Here is a 16,040-nt window from a genome sequence, read left to right as displayed (position 1 = left end):
CCATGACAGGCACCACCCGTTCCAGCCACGACCTCGACCCGCGCCGCCGACGTGCGCTCGTGCGCTCCTGGCGCCGGGGCATGCGCGAGATGGACCTTGTGCTGGGTGGCTTTGCCGATGCCGAGATCGATCGGCTCAGCGACGATGAATTGGATCAGTTCGAAGCCATTTTGAACGTGCCGGATACCAACCTTTTCAAATGGGTCACGGGCGAACTTCCTGTGCCGCCTGATTATGACACACCCTTGTGGGGCCGCATCATCGCATCGCAGGGACGCTGAGGTGGGACGTCGATGAAACTCACCAATGCTTTGAAACTGCCGGATGCAGGTGCTGGTGCCGTCACAGTGGATGGCGTTGCCGACGGGTTTGAAGCCTTCGCCCTGGCTGCAGCCGCGCGAGAGGTGACTCCGAACGGTCCGATCATCTTTGTCCTTCGTGACGGACAGCGTTTGCCCGCGCTCATCGATACGCTCCGCTTCGTTGATCCGGGACTTCCCGTGCTTGATCTGCCGGCATGGGACTGTCTGCCCTATGACCGTGTTTCGCCCGGTGCCGACGCCTCAGCGCGCAGGCTTGCCGCCCTCAGCGCGATGGCGGAACTCCGTACGAAACCTCATCGTGCCGTGGTCATCGTCAGCGCCAATGCGCTGCTGCAGCGCATGCCACCGGCAGAACAGATCGGAACGCAGGGCTTTTTCGCCCGCCCCGGCAACCAGGTCGATATGACAGCGTTGACGACCCGGCTTGAAACCAGCGGATTCGAACGTGTGTCCACGGTGCGCGACGTGGGTGAATATGCAGTTCGTGGCGGCATTTTCGACCTTTTCGCGCCCGGCTGGGACGAGGCCCTGCGTCTCGATTTCTTTGGCGATACGCTCGAATCAATTCGCGCCTTCGACATCGCCACTCAGCGCACCACCGGTCAGCGCAAGGAAGTCTCGCTCCAGGCCATGAGCGAGATCACGCTTTCGCCCGAGGTCATCAGCCGGTTTCGGCGCAACTACATCGAAACCTTCGGAGCCCCCTCGCGGGACGATGCGCTTTACAGCGCGGTCAGCGAGGGGCGGCGTTTTGCTGGAATGGAACACTGGCTTCCGCTGTTTCACGAGCGCCTTGACAGCGTGCTCGACTATCTGCCCGAAGCACCCATGGTTTTCGACCATCTTGCCGAAGAAGCGCTCGGCGAACGGCATGCGCTGATTGTGGATCACTACGAGGCGCGCCGCACGCAGATGGAAGGCACGGAACTCGGAGGCGCCGTGCCATACAAGCCGGTCCCGCCCGATACCCTCTATCTCGACCCGAAGGAAATCAAGGCGGCCGGCGCAGATAGGCGCGTAATCCACTTTACGCCTTTTGCAACGCCCGAGACCAGCAAGGCGCGCATATATCATGCTGGTGCCGTGGCCGGGCGCAATTTTGCAGAGGAGCGTGCCGACCCAAATGCCAATGTGTTCGATCACGCGGTCAAGCACATCGGAACGCTGCGTGCCAATGGCAAACGCGTGCTGATTGCGGGATGGAGTGACGGTTCTGCCGAACGGCTTTCCCAAATTCTTTCCGAACACAAACTCGGCAATGTCGTCTGCGTCGATACTTTGGCGGAATTGGAGAAACTTCCGTCCGAAAAGGCAGCTATCGGCGTCCTGCCGCTCGAGGCTGGTTTCGAAACCGCGGAGCTCGCCGTCATCGGCGAACAAGACATTCTGGGCGACCGGCTGGTGCGCCGCGCCAAGAAACGCAAGAAGGCTTCTGATTTCATCTCGGAGGTGGCGACGCTTTCAGCAGGCGACATCGTGGTTCATGCCGACCACGGTATTGGCCGTTTCGTCGGTCTCAAGACCATTGAAGCGATGGGCGCGCCGCATGATTGTCTGGAGCTGCGCTATGCCGGCGATGACCGGCTGTTCCTGCCTGTCGAAAACATCGAACTTCTTTCGCGTTACGGTTCTGATGGCCCCGACACCATGCTCGACAAGCTGGGCGGCGTGGCCTGGCAGTCGCGGAAGGCGAAGCTCAAGAAGAAGCTTTTGGAGATGGCGGGGCATCTGATCCGCATCGCCGCCGAGCGCGAGATGCGCCCTGGCGTAAGGCTTGCTCCGCCAGAAGGCCTTTACGGCGAGTTCGCCGCGCGTTTTCCCTATGAGGAGACGGATGATCAGCAGGCGGCCATCGACGCCGTCATCGACGATCTGGGTTCGGGCCGCCCCATGGATCGCCTTATCTGCGGCGATGTGGGCTTTGGTAAAACGGAAGTCGCGCTGCGCGCGGCATTCGTCGCCGCCATGGAGGGCCTGCAGGTGGCCGTCGTCGTGCCAACGACACTGCTTGCCCGCCAGCATTTCAAGACGTTCCGGGACCGTTTTGCCGGACTGCCTCTGCGCGTGCGCCAGGCTTCGCGCCTCGTCGGTTCGAAAGAGCTTTCCGAAACCAAGAAAGGCATCGCCGACGGTACGGTCGACATTGTTGTGGGCACCCACGCTCTTCTGGGCAGCGCGATTTCGTTCAAAAACCTTGGCCTCCTCATTATCGACGAGGAGCAGCATTTCGGCGTCAAGCACAAGGAACGGCTGAAGGATCTGAAGTCCGACATCCATGTCTTGACCTTGTCGGCCACACCGATCCCGCGCACGTTGCAATTGGCGTTGACTGGGGTGCGTGAACTCTCGCTCATCACTACGGCGCCCGTGGACCGCATGGCAGTGCGCAGCTTCATATCTCCCGTCGATCCACTCCTCATTCGCGAGACCCTTCTGCGCGAGCGTTATCGCGGCGGCCAGAGCTTTTATGTCGTGCCGCGCATTTCTGACCTGGCGGAGGTGCGCGCATTTCTCGAAGAGCATGTGCCGGAACTGAAAGTAGCCACCGCCCACGGGCAGTTGCCGCCCGGTGAACTCGACGACATCATGAACGCCTTCTACGACGGGCAGTATGATGTTCTCCTGTCCACGACAATCGTGGAATCGGGACTCGATATCCCCACAGCCAACACGCTGATCGTGCACCGCGCTGATATCTTCGGTCTCTCGCAGCTCTATCAGCTGCGCGGGCGCGTGGGGCGGTCAAAGGTGCGGGCCTATGCGCTCTTCACGCTGCCGCCCAACCGGACGCTCACATTCACCGCCGAACGGCGGCTCAAGGTGCTCCAGTCGCTCGACACGCTGGGCGCGGGCTTCCAGCTTGCAAGTCATGATCTCGACATTCGCGGTGCCGGCAACATCCTGGGCGAAGAACAGTCCGGTCACGTGAAAGAGGTGGGCTACGAGCTCTACCAGCAGATGCTGGAAGAGGCGGTTGCCGAACTGAAGGGATCGGATGAGGCGGTCGATACGGGCTGGTCGCCGCAGATCACGGTCGGTACCGCCGTCATGATCCCGGAATCCTATGTTTCGGATCTCCAGTTGCGGCTCAGCCTCTACCGCCGCATAGCAGAGCTGGAGACACCCGAAGAGATCGACGCCTTTGGCGCGGAACTCATAGACCGTTTCGGGCCGCTTCCGCAGGAAGTTGAACACCTCTTGAAGATCGTTTTCATCAAGGCGCTGTGCCGCAAGGCCAATGTGGAAAAGCTCGACGCTGGCCCCAAGGGCGTGGTGGTTCATTTCCGCAATCAGGAATTTCCCGAACCCGTCGGGCTCGTGCGCTTCATCGGCGAGCAGGGTTCGCTGGCAAAAATCCGGCCCGATCACAGCATCGTTTTCATTCGTGACTGGCCGACGCCGGAAAAACGTCTTGCCGGCTCTGCCGTCATCATGACGCAGCTCGTGCGGCTGGTGGAGAAAAAGGCAGCCTAAAAGGCGGGGGCCGCCTCAGTTCTGGCCTTGCTCGAGCTTGCCGTCCGCCTTGGCTTGGGCGACCTGGCGGATCGCGTCGGCAAGCGAGGCCGGTTCTTGGGCTCCGACCACCGCATAGCGGCCTTCCAGCAGGAAGCAGGGTACTCCGGTCACCCCCATCTGCTGTGCCGTGGCGATCTCCTGCTCCACCTCAGCCCTGTCGGCATCGGTCGCCAGTAGTGTTTCGACTACGGCAGCATCCATACCGGCATCCCTCGCAGCCTGGATGAGCACGGTCGGGTCACCGATATTCGCACCTTCTTCGAAATAGAGCGCGAACAGACGGCCGACCAGGAGATCCTGAACACCTGGTTCGGCGGTCGCAGCCCATCGGATGACGCGGTGTGCGTTGAGCGTGTTCGGCGAGATCTCGATGGCTTCGAAATTGAAGTCTATCCCGTCTGCCTCCCCGGCTGTGCTGAGTTGCTCATGCATTTGCCGGATGCGTTCTTCGTCCCCGAATTTTCCCGCCAGATATGCCTGACGGCTCTTGCCTTCGGGCGGTATCGTCGGGTCGAGTTGAAAGGGCCGCCAGCGGATATCGACCGCCAGTTCCGGCGCGACCTCCAGCGCTTTCTGCAGGCGCGCACGCCCCACATAACACCACGGGCAAACAACGTCGGATATGACGTCAATGGTCACTGGAAGGGACATGTTCTTGGCCTTAATCAGCGTCTGGTTTGTGCCACCAGGTCTGCAGTTGATATCCGTAGAGCGGTGTTTTATCGGGGTGTGCCAGATCGTTCCAGTAGGCCACCCACTCGTCGCTGTCGTGCTGCATCGGCACGACATAGGCGCCCGACATCAACAGTCGGTCAAGCGCGCGTACGGCTGCAGCGTAATCATCCATGTTTCGGGCATTCAGCATCGCGTCGATCATGGAATCGATCGCTGGGTCGGAAGCACCCGAGAGGTTGAAGCTGCCTTCTGCTTCCGCTGCCGCAGATCCCCAGCGGTTGATTTGTTCAATGCCTGGCGAGAGAGAGCCGGAAAAGCCCACCGACGCGATGATGACGTCGAAATCATAACGCTGCTTGCGCTGCTGTGCCTGTGAATCGTCCAGCAAGCGGATCGAAACACCGATGCCGATCTTCCTCAAAGCGCGCTGGAAAACGGCGGCCAGCTTCTCACCTTCCTCGGATGTGACGAGAATTTCGAAGGTGAGGGCCTCGCCCTCGGCATTCACCAGCGCGTTGCCTTCGAGACTATACCCCGCCTCCTGAAGCATCTTCAGCGCTTCACGCATTTCATTGCGTCCGATTGGAGAGCCCGCCATTTCGGCTTTCCCGTAGGAGCCATCCATGACATCCGGTGTCACGCGGTCGGCATAGGGTTCAAGAAGGGCGCGCTCGCGATCATCCGCAGATTTTCCAAGCGCCGAAAGGTGAGAGCCCTGCCAATAGCTGAGCGTGCGTTCATATTCGCCGCGCAGCACGTTGGTGTTAACCCAGCCAAAGTCATAGAGCTTGGCGAGCGCGCGTCGCACTTTGGGATCGGAGAATTTTTCGCGCCGTGTGTTGAAGAAAAAGCCCGTGACGGCTGGTGGCACGCCGTTGGAGAAGGTTTCGCTGACGACCTTGCCTTCGCGGGCCGCCGGAAAATCAATGCCATGCTGCCGGCGCACGGGATCGGATTCGGCATAAACCGAGCAGATGCCCTTCTTGAACGCCTCGATCATCGAGTTGGCGTTCAGGAAATATTCGATCGTGACCTTATCGAAATTATCGAAGCCACGCTTAGAAGGGATGTCTTCTCCCCAGTAATCCGCGTTCCGGGAGAAAACGATCCGCCGGCCGGGTTCGACCTCTGAAATGCGATAGGCGCCGCTGCCGACAACCGGTTTCAGCGTCGTCTGATCGAAAGTATCGATATCGAAGGCGTGTTTCGGTATGATCGGCGTCATCGCAACGATCAACGGAAACTCGCGATCGGCTTTGTCATTGAAGGTGAAGCGCACGCTGTGATCGCCGGTTTTCTCAATCTTCTCGATCTTGGCCATGCGGCTGGAATAGGGCGGCCGTCCTTTTTCCGTATAAGCCTTGTAGGTAAAGAGCACGTCCTCGGGCGTGACGGGCTCACCATCGGACCAGGTGGCTTCAGGATTTAAGTTGAACTCAGCGTAAGTGCGTGCTTCGTCCATCTCCACGTTTTCGGCCAGAAGCCCGTAGAGCGAGAACGGCTCGTCGGCCGAGCGCATCATCAGCGGCTCAAACACCAGGTTTCCGAAAATCGTGTCGATCACGCCCCGTGCCGTGGTGCGCATACTCTTGAGGATGAATGGGTTCAGGTTGTCGAACGATCCGACAACGCAATAGGTGACGCCTCCGCCTTTGGGCGCATCAGGATTCACGTAGGTGAAGTGTTGGAAATCCGCCGGCAACTCCGGTGTTCCATGCATGGCCACGCCGTGCACCGGTTCTGCCTGCGCTGCAACCACACCGGAAGCGACAAAGCTGGCAAGAAGCGTAAAACAAAGGGATTTGAGGGCTGCAGACATCGGCGCACCTTTGGCGGGAACTCATGCGGATCCCTTCGGATCCATGATTCGTCGGAGAGCGTAACACACCGTGCAGGTTTTCTGGGGCATCCGGCAAATCGTGTGATGTTTGCCGCACCTTGTCACAAAGTCCAGCGAAATGCTTTGACGGGCTGGATTCGTACCGCATGGCGGTGTAACACGCGGCCAAGGGTCATGCTGTCGCCGCATTTTCACAACAGGTGACGCATGGATCGATATTCTGGCGCTGTGCATTTAGAGGAACTGAGCCATATGAAAAGCCTGAACGCGAAAGCAATCCGCACCCTGTTCGCCCTTGCCGGCGCCGCCTGCGTGGCCGCAAGCGGAGCTGGTGTCGCCGCCGCGCAACAGCAGCAGCCGCCGCAGGGTTGGTTCAAGGCCTGCACCAAACAGGAAGACGTGGATATCTGCAACGTGCAGAACGTCCTCGTTGCAGAAACCGGCCAGATGATCACCGGCGTCAGCCTCATCGAGGTCAAAGGCAAGGTAAACCGCAAGGTTTTCCAGATCACCGTGCCGACCGGCCGCATGGTGCCTCCCGGCATCGGGCTGCAGATTGACGGTGGCCAGACGCAGAAGATCGACTATGCAATCTGCCTGCCGGATCGCTGCATTGCAGAAGCACCGTTGACCGATCAGCTGGTAGCTTCCTTCAAGCGGGGCTCGGAACTGACGCTTACGTCTGTCAATTTCCAGAATCAGCCAAACCCGATCAAGATGACGCTCTCCGGCTTCACCAATGCCTTTGATGGTGACCCGCTGCCGCAGTCCGACATCGAGGATCGGCAGAAGAAGCTTCAGGACTTCGTGAACAAGAACAACGAAGAATTCACCGAGAAGCTTCGCGAAGCGCAGGAGAAGGCGAAGAAGGCCGAGTAGCCTCACGCCACCTTTGAACAAAAAACAGGGCCCGTGAGGCCCTGTTTTCGTTTGAGGCGGAAACGTCTGGGTTAGTGGTGCATTCGCTCGCGTGGCTCGTAGTGGCCATCACCGGTTTCCACGAAGAACTCCGCCAATTGAGGATGCCGCACCGGCACACCGGATTCGTCGGGCATCAGGTTCTGCTCCGAGACATAGGCCACATACTCCGTCTCCTCGTTTTCAGCGAGAAGATGGTAAAATGGCTGGTCCTTGCGTGGGCGCACTTCCTCCGGGATCGCCTGATACCAGGCTTCGGTGTTGTTGAATTCCGGATCGACATCGAAAATCACGCCACGGAAGTCGAACACCCGGTGGCGGACGACCTGGCCAATTCGAAATTTTGCAGTTCCAATAGTTTGCATAATATACCTCTGGCTTCCTATGTGGCGCAGCAGCGGTGACAATTCAATCCCGCAGTCTTGACGGACAGGGCGCTTGCGGGCTAGCCGGCACGCATGGGCGATGCGTTTTCCCGCCGTTTTCGCGGATCGGTGAACCGGGCGGTGGCCCAAACAGGGATGGGCCATGACCAGTGTCGCAGGACTTGTTCTGCCGTTTTTCGGACTGATTTTCATCGGTTTCGCCGTCGCGCGGCTGAAACCGCATCCGGCCGATGCGCTCGGCTGGATGAACACTTTCGTCATCTATGTGGCGCTTCCCGCTCTCTTTTTCCAGCTTTTAGCCAAAACCCCCATCGAGCGTTTGACCGAGTGGGGCTATATTTTTGGCGCGGCCGCCTCAACCTATATTGTCTTTGGCATCATGTTTGCCGGCTCATTCCTGATCAGCCGCAGCTCGATCGCCGAAAGCACAATCAAGGGGCTGGCCGCCAGCTACGGCAATATCGGTTATATGGGGCCGGGCTTGGCGCTTCTCGCTTTCGGCGAAGAGGCGGCCGTCCCTGTCGCGCTCATCTTCTGTTTCGAAAACATGATCCACTTCGCTGTGGCTCCAATGATGATGGCGATCTCGGGTGGAAACGGAGAGAATCCCGGGCGGCTAGCCGTGGAAGTGGTGCGCAAGATCGTGTTGCACCCGTTCATCGTAGCGACTGCGGCAGGGGTCGCTGCGGCAGCTTTCCAGTTCGTACCGCCGTTGCCCATCGAGCGCCTGCTCGCTTATCTCGCTTCTGCAGCGGCTCCCTGCGCGCTGTTTGCCATGGGGGTGAGCCTTGCGCTCCGGCCATTGAGACGCGTGCCTCGCGAAGTGGGCGCCATCGTTGGCCTCAAGCTCATTCTCCACCCGGCGATCTGTTACGTGATGCTGAGCTGGATCGGCAATTTCTCTGAAAGCTGGGTGTTTTCAGCTGTGTTGTTGGCTTCGCTCCCCACAGCCACCAACGTATTCGTCATCAGCCAACAATACGGAGTCTGGATGGAGCGCGCATCAGCGAGCGTTTTGATCACCACACTCGTGTCAGTGGGGACTGTCACCGCGTTGCTTTACGCCATCACGAACGGGATTCTGCCGCCGGACCTTTTCCCCTGAGCGGTAAGAGCTCAGAAAAGCCGCTGCCTGGCCGCATGCCTTCGCGCATGAATAGGGCGCGCAGCGGCGGAATGCTACCTATGACGGAAAGCCCTGCGCTGCGCGCGATCTGTGCGGGAAAAAAGCCCGAAAGTAGCGAGGCGTTCAGAAGGTTGACTGAGTTGCTGCGAGCCAGCACATCCGGACGCCGCGTAGCGTGATAGCGGCTCACGGCGTTCGTGCTTCCCGGATCTTCCGCAAACGCGTTGGCAACGGCAACGAGGTCTTCGACGTCACGAATGCCCAGATTGAGACCCTGTGCTGAAATGGGTGGAAACACATGCGCGGCTTCGCCAACCAGCGCGACCCGGTTCTGCGCGAAACGCGACGGCATGAGTGTGCTGAGCGGATAGATCTGACGCCCGGGTTCCACCGTGACCCGGCCCAGCATGGATGAGAACCGCTCCTCGACCCGCATCGAAAGTTCTTCGTCGCCGAGGCTGTTCATCCGCTCGGCCTCTTCGGGGTGAAGCACCCAGACAAGACTGGATCGCATGCCGGGGAGGGGGACCTGCGTGCACGGGCCGCTCTTGGTGTGCAGCTCCGTTGAAACGAAGCCGTGTTCACGGGCATGTTTGAAATTCAAAACGAGCGCTGCCTGCGGCAGGGTGCGTGTTTTTGCAGAGATACCGGCAGCCGCGCGCGCCGGCGAATTACGACCGTCAGCCGCAACCACAATTTTTGCTTTGATCCGCACGCCATTGGCGAGCGTGGCGGTCATGCGGTCGCTTTCGCAGGCCCAAGTTTCGACAAGGCCTTCGTGCCATTCGATCAGTGGCGCGGCTTTCGCCGCTCTTGCAAGCTCTTCCGTCAGTCTTGCATTGGGGATGTTCAGGCCGAAATAGTCTTCACCGATCTCTCCGGCGTGAAACGTCACCGTCGGGCTGCGCACCAGACGTCCTGTTGCATCCACAAGGCGCATCGTTTTCAGCGGTGCGGTTTCGGGCAGAAGCGTTGGTAGCACACCGAGCGGATTGATCGCCTCGAGCGATGGGCGCATGAGTGCGACGGTTCTCCGGTCCCGTCCCTCCGGAACCGGGCCGACCAGCGTTACTGCGTGGCCGTGATGAGCGAGCAAAAGCGCCGCGATCAGGCCGGCCGGGCCTGTTCCAGCAACGACAATTTTGCGGTCACGATCGTTCACGGCTTTTCATCCATTTCTGTTTCTGTCTTGATCGACAGGACCGTCCCTGTCTTTGTCATGATGGGGTGGGTCGGCGCAAGCTTCAACGCGGCGAAAGACCCCAGTCAGTTTCAAGAGGGCGATGTGAGCAGCGAACATCAAGACCTGACCGCACTGACCGGTTCCCGACGCGCCGTGTATCAGACCGTGCGCCTGGCCTATCCGCTCTCTCTCGGTGCGCTTGTTCTGGCGATTGCCATGTCATGGCTCTGTCTCGTGGTAATGGGGGTGAGGACCGCCGTGGTCGATCCACGTGCCGCCGGACCGGGTTCGGTCTGGCTTCAACAATTTCCCGACACGGCGCTTCCGGCATCCTTCGAGGCGCTTCTTGCCCTGTGCCTTGCTCCGGTCGGTGCCGGCAGCAATTTGTCGGCCTTCATCCTTCTGGCGTTTATGTGGTTTTTGATGGCACTGGCCATGATGCTGCCGTCGTCCGGCCCGCTGCTGCGGACATATTGCGAGATTGCCGATACGGCGGTGCGCAAGGGCGAACGTGTGGTGCACCCAGCTGTGCTCGTGGCAGGGTACCTCTCTGCGTGGTTTTCCGCCTCACTCGGTTTTGCAGGCGCGTCTCTTGTATTTTCGCGGATGTTGCCTGGCGATATGCTTTTCTCTCCCTGGACCGGACCGGCCGGGGCGGCAGTGCTGGCCATTGCCGGTCTCTACCAGTTCTCCGGCCTGAAAGAGGCCTGCCTCGTCAAATGCCGCAATCCCTTTGCCACACTGTTCGGACGCTGGAGCACACGGCCTATATCAGTCTATCGCCTGGGGATTGAACAGGGGGCGTGGTGCCTTGGCTGTTGCTGGGCGTTGATGTTCGTGATGTTCGCCGTCGGCATCATGAATGTGTTCTGGATGGCGCTTCTGGGCGTCTTCACCATGGTGGAAAAAACTGGTCATAGTCGCGTTTTCACACGCATTTCGGGCGCGCTTCTGCTTGTGTGGGCATTCGCGCTTCTTGTAATCTCTTTCTAGAAGAGGGGCAGACGCCATGGGAAAGAAAGACTGGGCGCTGAAGGGCGAACTGGTGCTGTCTTGCAATTGCACCGTGTTTTGCCCCTGCGTGCTTTCGCTGGGCAATCATCCTCCTACGGAGGGGTATTGCCAGACCTGGGCCGGTTTCCGGATCGATCAGGGGCATTACGGCGAAACGGACCTTTCCGGCATCAATATCGGTCTGGTGATGGAAATTCCCGGCTATATGAGTCGCGGCAACTGGACTGCCGGCATTTTCCTGGATGAACGAGCCTCGATCTATGCGGAAAAGGCGATCGGCAAGATATTTTCCGGCAAGGCAGGCGGAACAACCGGCCTCCTTTCCATTCTCGTCGGCCAGTTTCTGGGTATCCAGCGTGCGCCGGTTCACTATGAAACCGATGGAAAGACCCGCATCTTTCAGATCCCGAAAATCATCGACGGGGCCATCACGCCCATCGCCGGCAAGGATGCCGACAGCGACACGGTCATAACCAATTCGCAATATTGGATCGCGCCGGAAATCACGGTTGCGCGTTCTGAAAAAAGCCGCATGCGCGCCTTCGGTCGCAACTGGAATTTTGCCGGGCGTTCGGCAGAAATCTGTCCGCTCGATTGGCGCGGACCCTAGGCTCAGAGCATGAAAACCAGAAAAGTAACCGCCCCGCAGGCCAAGGCGTTTTCCGTTCATCTCTTGACGGCGTCCGGGTCTTTTCTAGCGTTTCTCTCACTGGTCGCGGCCAGCGAGGAGCGATGGGTTGCCATGTTCTGGTGGCTTGGTTTCGCTCTTTTTGTCGACGGGATCGATGGGCCGATCGCGCGCAAGCTCGATGTGAAGCAGGTTCTGCCCACCTGGTCGGGCGATATGCTCGACAACATCATCGATTACGTTACTTACGTGCTTATTCCAGCCTTCGCGCTGTACCAGAGCGGCTTCATGGGCGAGGGGCTATCCTTCCTGTCGGCGGCGATCATCGTTGTCACAAGCGCGATCTATTATGCCGACACGGGCATGAAGACGCGGGAAAATTTCTTCAAGGGATTTCCCGTTGTTTGGAACATGGTGGTTTTCACCCTGTTCGTGGTGGAGCCCGGGGAATATGTCGCGTTCGCTGTGGTGCTGATTTCGGCCGTCACGACCTTCCTGCCGGTGTTCTTTCTCCATCCTGTCCGTGTGCAGCGCCTGCGCGCACTCAATCTTTCGGTTTTTTTCGCCTGGTGCGGTTTGGGGATTATCGGACTGGTTCAGAACCTCGATGCCGATCCGCTCGTCCGAATTGGTATTGCAGCAACCGGGGTCTACCTTTTTGTCATTGGCGGAATCATGCAGACTTGGCCGAATCTGGGCAAAGGGCGTAAAGGGTAATAGGGCAGTCGCATTTGAATCTGTTTCAAGCAATGCGGCTCTAATAAGCTGCAAAGCCGTCTGCCTATGATCGAGTTGGGAACAAAACAATAATGTCCGAAATGGGAGCCGGCGTGGATCAAACACACGAAGGCAAGGGCGGCGAGCTTCTCGAAGTTCGCGGGCTGACAAAAATATTCGGTGCGTTGAGAGCCTGCGATGCGATCGATCTTTCGATCGGCAAAGGCGAAATTCATGCGCTTCTCGGCGAGAACGGTGCCGGCAAATCCACACTGGTCAAAATGCTGTTCGGTGCACTGGAACCAGCCGCCGGTGAAATCCGCTGGAAGGGAAAGCCGGTATCCATCCAGTCGCCAGGTGAGGCGCGACGTCTCGGCATTGGCATGGTGTTCCAGCATTTCTCGCTGTTCGAGGCGCTGACGGCAGCTGAAAACATCATGCTGTCACTGGACGACAGAACGCCCATTCTGCAAGTGGCGGAGCGTGCGCGCGAGCTCTCCAAGGCATATGGCCTGCCGCTCGATCCCTTTGCGCATGTGGGCGATCTTTCGGTCGGAGAGCGCCAGCGTATCGAGATCATCCGCTGCCTGCTGCAAAAACCCGATCTGATCATTCTCGATGAGCCCACCTCGGTTCTTACCCCGCAGGAGGCGGACAGGCTCTTTGAGACGCTGGAGACCCTGCGGGATGAGGGCAAGTCGATCCTGTACATCTCTCACCGGCTTGAAGAGGTGAAGCGGCTTTGCGACCGCGCGACCGTACTGCGTCATGGCAAGGTGGTGTCGCATTGCGACCCCAGACAGGAAACCGCCGCCTCACTCGCCAAAATGATGGTCGGGGACGATGTCGATACAGTTCGGCGAACAGGGCACGCCGATAACCAGGGTGAGACGCTTCTGGAAGTCCAGGCGCTCAATCGGCCAGCCGCGAACCCGTTCGCGATGCCGCTGCGAGGCGTCGGTCTCGAAGTCCGTTCCGGCGCGGTTATGGGCATTGCGGGCGTCGCTGGCAACGGGCAGGGGGAATTGTTCGAGGCTCTATCCGGCGAGGTCTTGCAAGACAAGGCTGGTGCCATTCGCATTCGCGGCAGGGACGCCGGTCGACTTGGCATTTCCGGTCGCCGCTTGCTTGGCGCGGCCTTTGTACCGGAGGAACGGCTTGGCCATGGCGCTGCACCGCAGATGCGACTTTCTGAAAACCTGTTTCTGTCGCGCCACGTCACCGATAAACGCGCGCTCGTCGGCATGTTCGGCACCGTACGGTCGAGCGCGTTGGCAAAGGCTGCCGCCCGTATCGTCAAGGCTATGGATGTCCGGAAAAGCGGGGAGGATCCCGAGGCTTCGGCGCTGTCCGGCGGCAATCTGCAGAAATTCATCATTGGCCGCGAACTTGATCGTCAGCCTGCCGTCATCGTCGTGAACCAGCCTACATGGGGCGTGGATGCCGGAGCGGCCGCTCGCATCAGGCAGGCCTTGATCGATCTGGCGCGTTCGGGCTCGGCGGTGCTGGTCATTTCTCAGGACCTCGATGAACTGTTCGAGATCTGCGATAGCATTGCCGTCATGCATGATGGGCGTCTGTCGGCTCCGATGCCGATTGCCGAGGCAAGTTTTGAAAAGATCGGCCTGCTGATGGGCGGTGCCGAGCCTGAACGCTCTGGCCTTTCCGAAAACACGGAGACCGCATGATGCGCCTGGAACTCGTCAAGCGCCCGCAGCACTCCGTTTTGTTCAGCGCTATCTCTCCCTTGATTGCACTGGCTCTCACCATGGTTGCCGGTGCGATCATGTTTTCCATACTGGGCAAAAATCCGCTCGATGCGCTGTATTATTATTTTATCGATCCGCTGCGCGAGACATGGTCCCTCCATGAGCTCACGATCAAGGCGGCACCGCTGATCCTGATCGCTGTCGGCCTGTCGGTCTGCTTCCTGTCAAACAATTGGAACATCGGTGCCGAAGGGCAGTTCATCGCAGGCGCAGTTGCCGGCAGTATGCTGCCTGTTGTGTTTCCCGACTTTCAGACGTGGCTCGTTCTTCCGCTGATGCTTGTCATGGGGGTGGCGGGCGGTGCGGCCTACGCAGCCGTGCCTGCCTTCCTGAAAGCGCGCTTCAACACCAATGAAATCCTGACCAGTCTCATGCTGGTCTATGTGGCGCAGCTCTTTCTGGACTGGATCGTGCGCGGGCCATGGCGCGATCCGGGCGGGATGAACTTTCCCGAAACGCGCGATTTTCATGCCTTTGCCATCCTGCCGGAGCTTATGCCGTCGGCCGGGAGGGCAAATTGGGGTATCGTTTTTGCCATTCTGGCCGCTCTCGTGCTCTGGTTCATCCTGCGCAAGACGCGTAAGGGCTTCGAAATTCGGGTTTTGGGTCAAAGCCCAAGGGCAGGGCGCTTCGCTGGCTTCAGCTCATCGCGGATGGTGATGGTGGCATTTCTGATCTCCGGCGGGCTTGCCGGCCTCGCTGGCATTTCGGAGGTCGCGGGTGCCATCGGCCAGCTCCAGCCTTCCATTTCCCCCGGCTATGGCTTTACCGCCATCATCGTCGCATTCCTTGGCCGACTAAACCCGCTCGGCATCGTTGCGGCAGGCTTTGTTCTGGCCCTTTCCTATCTTGGAGGTGAGGCCGCGCAGATTTCGCTAGGTTTGTCAGACAAGGCCGCCCGCGCATTCCAAGGCATGCTGCTTTTCTTCGTGCTCGGCTGCGACACGCTGATTCATTACAAGATTCGGCTGGCCGGGCGCTCGGTACGGGGCGGGGAGGCCACGAAAAATGCTTGAATCCGTTCTGATCACCATCGCCACCGCGGCAACGCCGCTTTTGATCGCCGCCATCGGCGAACTGGTTGTGGAGCGCTCAGGTGTTCTCAACCTCGGCGTGGAAGGCATGATGGTGATGGGCGCCGTCACGGGCTTCGGCGTGGCAATCACCACTGGTTCTCCCTGGCTCGGTGTGTTCGCTGCCATTCTGGTTGGCGCGGCTTTCGCATTGCTTTTCGGTTTCCTGACGCTTTCGCTTGTCACCAATCAAGTGGCGACAGGCTTGGCGCTGACGCTGCTAGGGCTCGGAGTGTCGGGCATGATCGGCGAGGCGTTCATTGGGCTTCCGGGCGTTAAGATGGCGCCACTGGTCATTCCTGTCCTGTCCGATTTGCCCGTGGTCGGACGCTTTCTCTTCGCGCAGGCACCACTCTTCTACATCTCGATCTTGCTCGTGGTTGGTGTCAGCTATTTCCTGTTCAACACTCGCGCCGGCCTGACGCTGCGCTCGGTGGGGGACAATCATGATTCCGCGCATGCACTTGGCATCAAGGTGATTGCCGTGCGCTACGCGGCGGTCGTCTTCGGTGGAGCCTGTGCCGGGCTTGCCGGCGCATATCTTTCGCTGGTCTACACGCCGCAATGGATCGAGAACATGACGGCCGGGCGCGGCTGGATTGCGCTGGCGCTGGTGGTGTTTGCTTCCTGGCGTCCATGGCGTGTACTGGCGGGAGCCTATCTCTTCGGCGCCGTCTCAATCGGCCAATTGCATGCGCAGGTGATCGGAGTGTCTGTGCCCTCACAGTTCCTGTCTGCGTTACCCTATCTGGCGACCGTCGCCGTTCTTGTACTAATCTCGCGTAACCGGCGCCTGACGATGGTCAACACGCCCGCATGCCTCGGCCGGCCCTTTGTGCCAGCCAGATAAGCCCTGCACTCAGTCAACAGAG

At 59.4% G+C, this 16,040-nt stretch carries 14 protein-coding genes; 10 read left to right on the top strand and 4 right to left on the bottom strand.

Going from position 1 to position 16,040, the window contains the following annotated elements:
* Positions 1-2: 2 nt before the first annotated feature.
* Complete coding sequence (locus KW403_RS17625) at positions 3-281, top strand: succinate dehydrogenase assembly factor 2 (RefSeq protein WP_223020710.1); 279 nt, start codon at positions 3-5, stop codon at positions 279-281.
* 12 nt (positions 282-293) lie between these two features.
* Positions 294-3,797 carry a transcription-repair coupling factor gene (mfd, locus tag KW403_RS17620; RefSeq protein WP_223020709.1) on the top strand — a complete coding sequence of 1,168 codons (3,504 nt, stop codon included), beginning with the start codon at positions 294-296 and terminating at the stop codon, positions 3,795-3,797.
* Between the two features lie 15 nt (positions 3,798-3,812).
* On the opposite strand, the gene KW403_RS17615 is transcribed toward mfd, so the two are convergent.
* Positions 3,813-4,490 carry a DsbA family oxidoreductase gene (locus tag KW403_RS17615; RefSeq protein ID WP_223020708.1) on the bottom strand — a complete coding sequence of 226 codons (678 nt, stop codon included), beginning with the start codon at positions 4,488-4,490 and terminating at the stop codon, positions 3,813-3,815.
* A 10-nt stretch (positions 4,491-4,500) separates the two neighbouring features.
* On the bottom strand, positions 4,501-6,333 hold the full coding sequence (locus KW403_RS17610) for an extracellular solute-binding protein (protein WP_223020707.1): 1,833 nt from the start codon (positions 6,331-6,333) through the stop codon (positions 4,501-4,503).
* 273 nt (positions 6,334-6,606) lie between these two features.
* Here KW403_RS17610 and KW403_RS17605 point away from each other — a divergent pair, with 273 nt between their 5' ends.
* Positions 6,607-7,233 (top strand): invasion associated locus B family protein, encoded by a 627-nt coding sequence (locus KW403_RS17605; RefSeq protein ID WP_223020706.1) that lies wholly within the window; start codon positions 6,607-6,609, stop codon positions 7,231-7,233.
* A gap of 71 nt (positions 7,234-7,304) precedes the next feature.
* Here the strand turns inward: KW403_RS17605 and hspQ are convergent, their stop codons facing one another.
* Entirely contained in the window at positions 7,305-7,637 is a 333-nt protein-coding gene (gene hspQ, locus KW403_RS17600; RefSeq protein WP_007009885.1) for a heat shock protein HspQ, read from the bottom strand.
* Positions 7,638-7,800: 163 nt separating this feature from the next.
* Between hspQ and KW403_RS17595 the strand changes: the two genes are divergently transcribed.
* Positions 7,801-8,763, top strand: coding sequence for an AEC family transporter (locus tag KW403_RS17595; RefSeq protein ID WP_223020705.1), 963 nt, complete (start codon positions 7,801-7,803; stop codon positions 8,761-8,763).
* Here KW403_RS17595 and KW403_RS17590 read toward each other — a convergent pair.
* Positions 8,726-9,946, bottom strand: coding sequence for a UbiH/UbiF family hydroxylase (locus tag KW403_RS17590; protein WP_223020704.1), 1,221 nt, complete (start codon positions 9,944-9,946; stop codon positions 8,726-8,728). The genes KW403_RS17595 and KW403_RS17590 overlap by 38 nt on opposite strands.
* A 123-nt stretch (positions 9,947-10,069) precedes the next feature.
* Here KW403_RS17590 and KW403_RS17585 point away from each other — a divergent pair, with 123 nt between their 5' ends.
* The 6 genes from KW403_RS17585 (at position 10,070) to KW403_RS17560 (ending at position 16,018) form a co-directional block, all read left to right on the top strand.
* The gene (locus KW403_RS17585; protein ID WP_246637829.1) at positions 10,070-10,960 is read left to right on the top strand and encodes a DUF2182 domain-containing protein; all 891 of its coding nucleotides are present in this window, start codon (positions 10,070-10,072) and stop codon (positions 10,958-10,960) included.
* Between the two features lie 16 nt (positions 10,961-10,976).
* A complete protein-coding gene (locus KW403_RS17580; protein WP_223020703.1) occupies positions 10,977-11,591 on the top strand; it encodes a DUF1326 domain-containing protein in 615 nt (204 codons plus the stop codon).
* A 9-nt stretch (positions 11,592-11,600) separates the two neighbouring features.
* The gene (pcsA, locus tag KW403_RS17575; RefSeq protein WP_223020702.1) at positions 11,601-12,326 is read left to right on the top strand and encodes a phosphatidylcholine synthase; all 726 of its coding nucleotides are present in this window, start codon (positions 11,601-11,603) and stop codon (positions 12,324-12,326) included.
* Positions 12,327-12,427: 101 nt separating this feature from the next.
* Positions 12,428-14,014, top strand: coding sequence for an ABC transporter ATP-binding protein (locus KW403_RS17570; RefSeq protein WP_378596834.1), 1,587 nt, complete (start codon positions 12,428-12,430; stop codon positions 14,012-14,014).
* Positions 14,014-15,111, top strand: a complete 1,098-nt coding sequence (locus KW403_RS17565; RefSeq protein ID WP_223022631.1) for an ABC transporter permease — start codon at positions 14,014-14,016, stop codon at positions 15,109-15,111. The genes KW403_RS17570 and KW403_RS17565 overlap by 1 nt, the downstream gene beginning before the upstream one ends.
* A complete protein-coding gene (locus KW403_RS17560) occupies positions 15,104-16,018 on the top strand; it encodes an ABC transporter permease (protein WP_223020700.1) in 915 nt (304 codons plus the stop codon). The genes KW403_RS17565 and KW403_RS17560 overlap by 8 nt, the downstream gene beginning before the upstream one ends.
* The last annotated feature ends 22 nt before the right edge of the window (positions 16,019-16,040 follow it).

The sequence above is a fragment of the Nitratireductor kimnyeongensis genome (assembly GCF_019891395.1).
GTDB lineage: Bacteria > Pseudomonadota > Alphaproteobacteria > Rhizobiales > Rhizobiaceae > Nitratireductor > Nitratireductor kimnyeongensis.
This window is presented reverse-complemented; position numbering and strand designations above follow the sequence as displayed.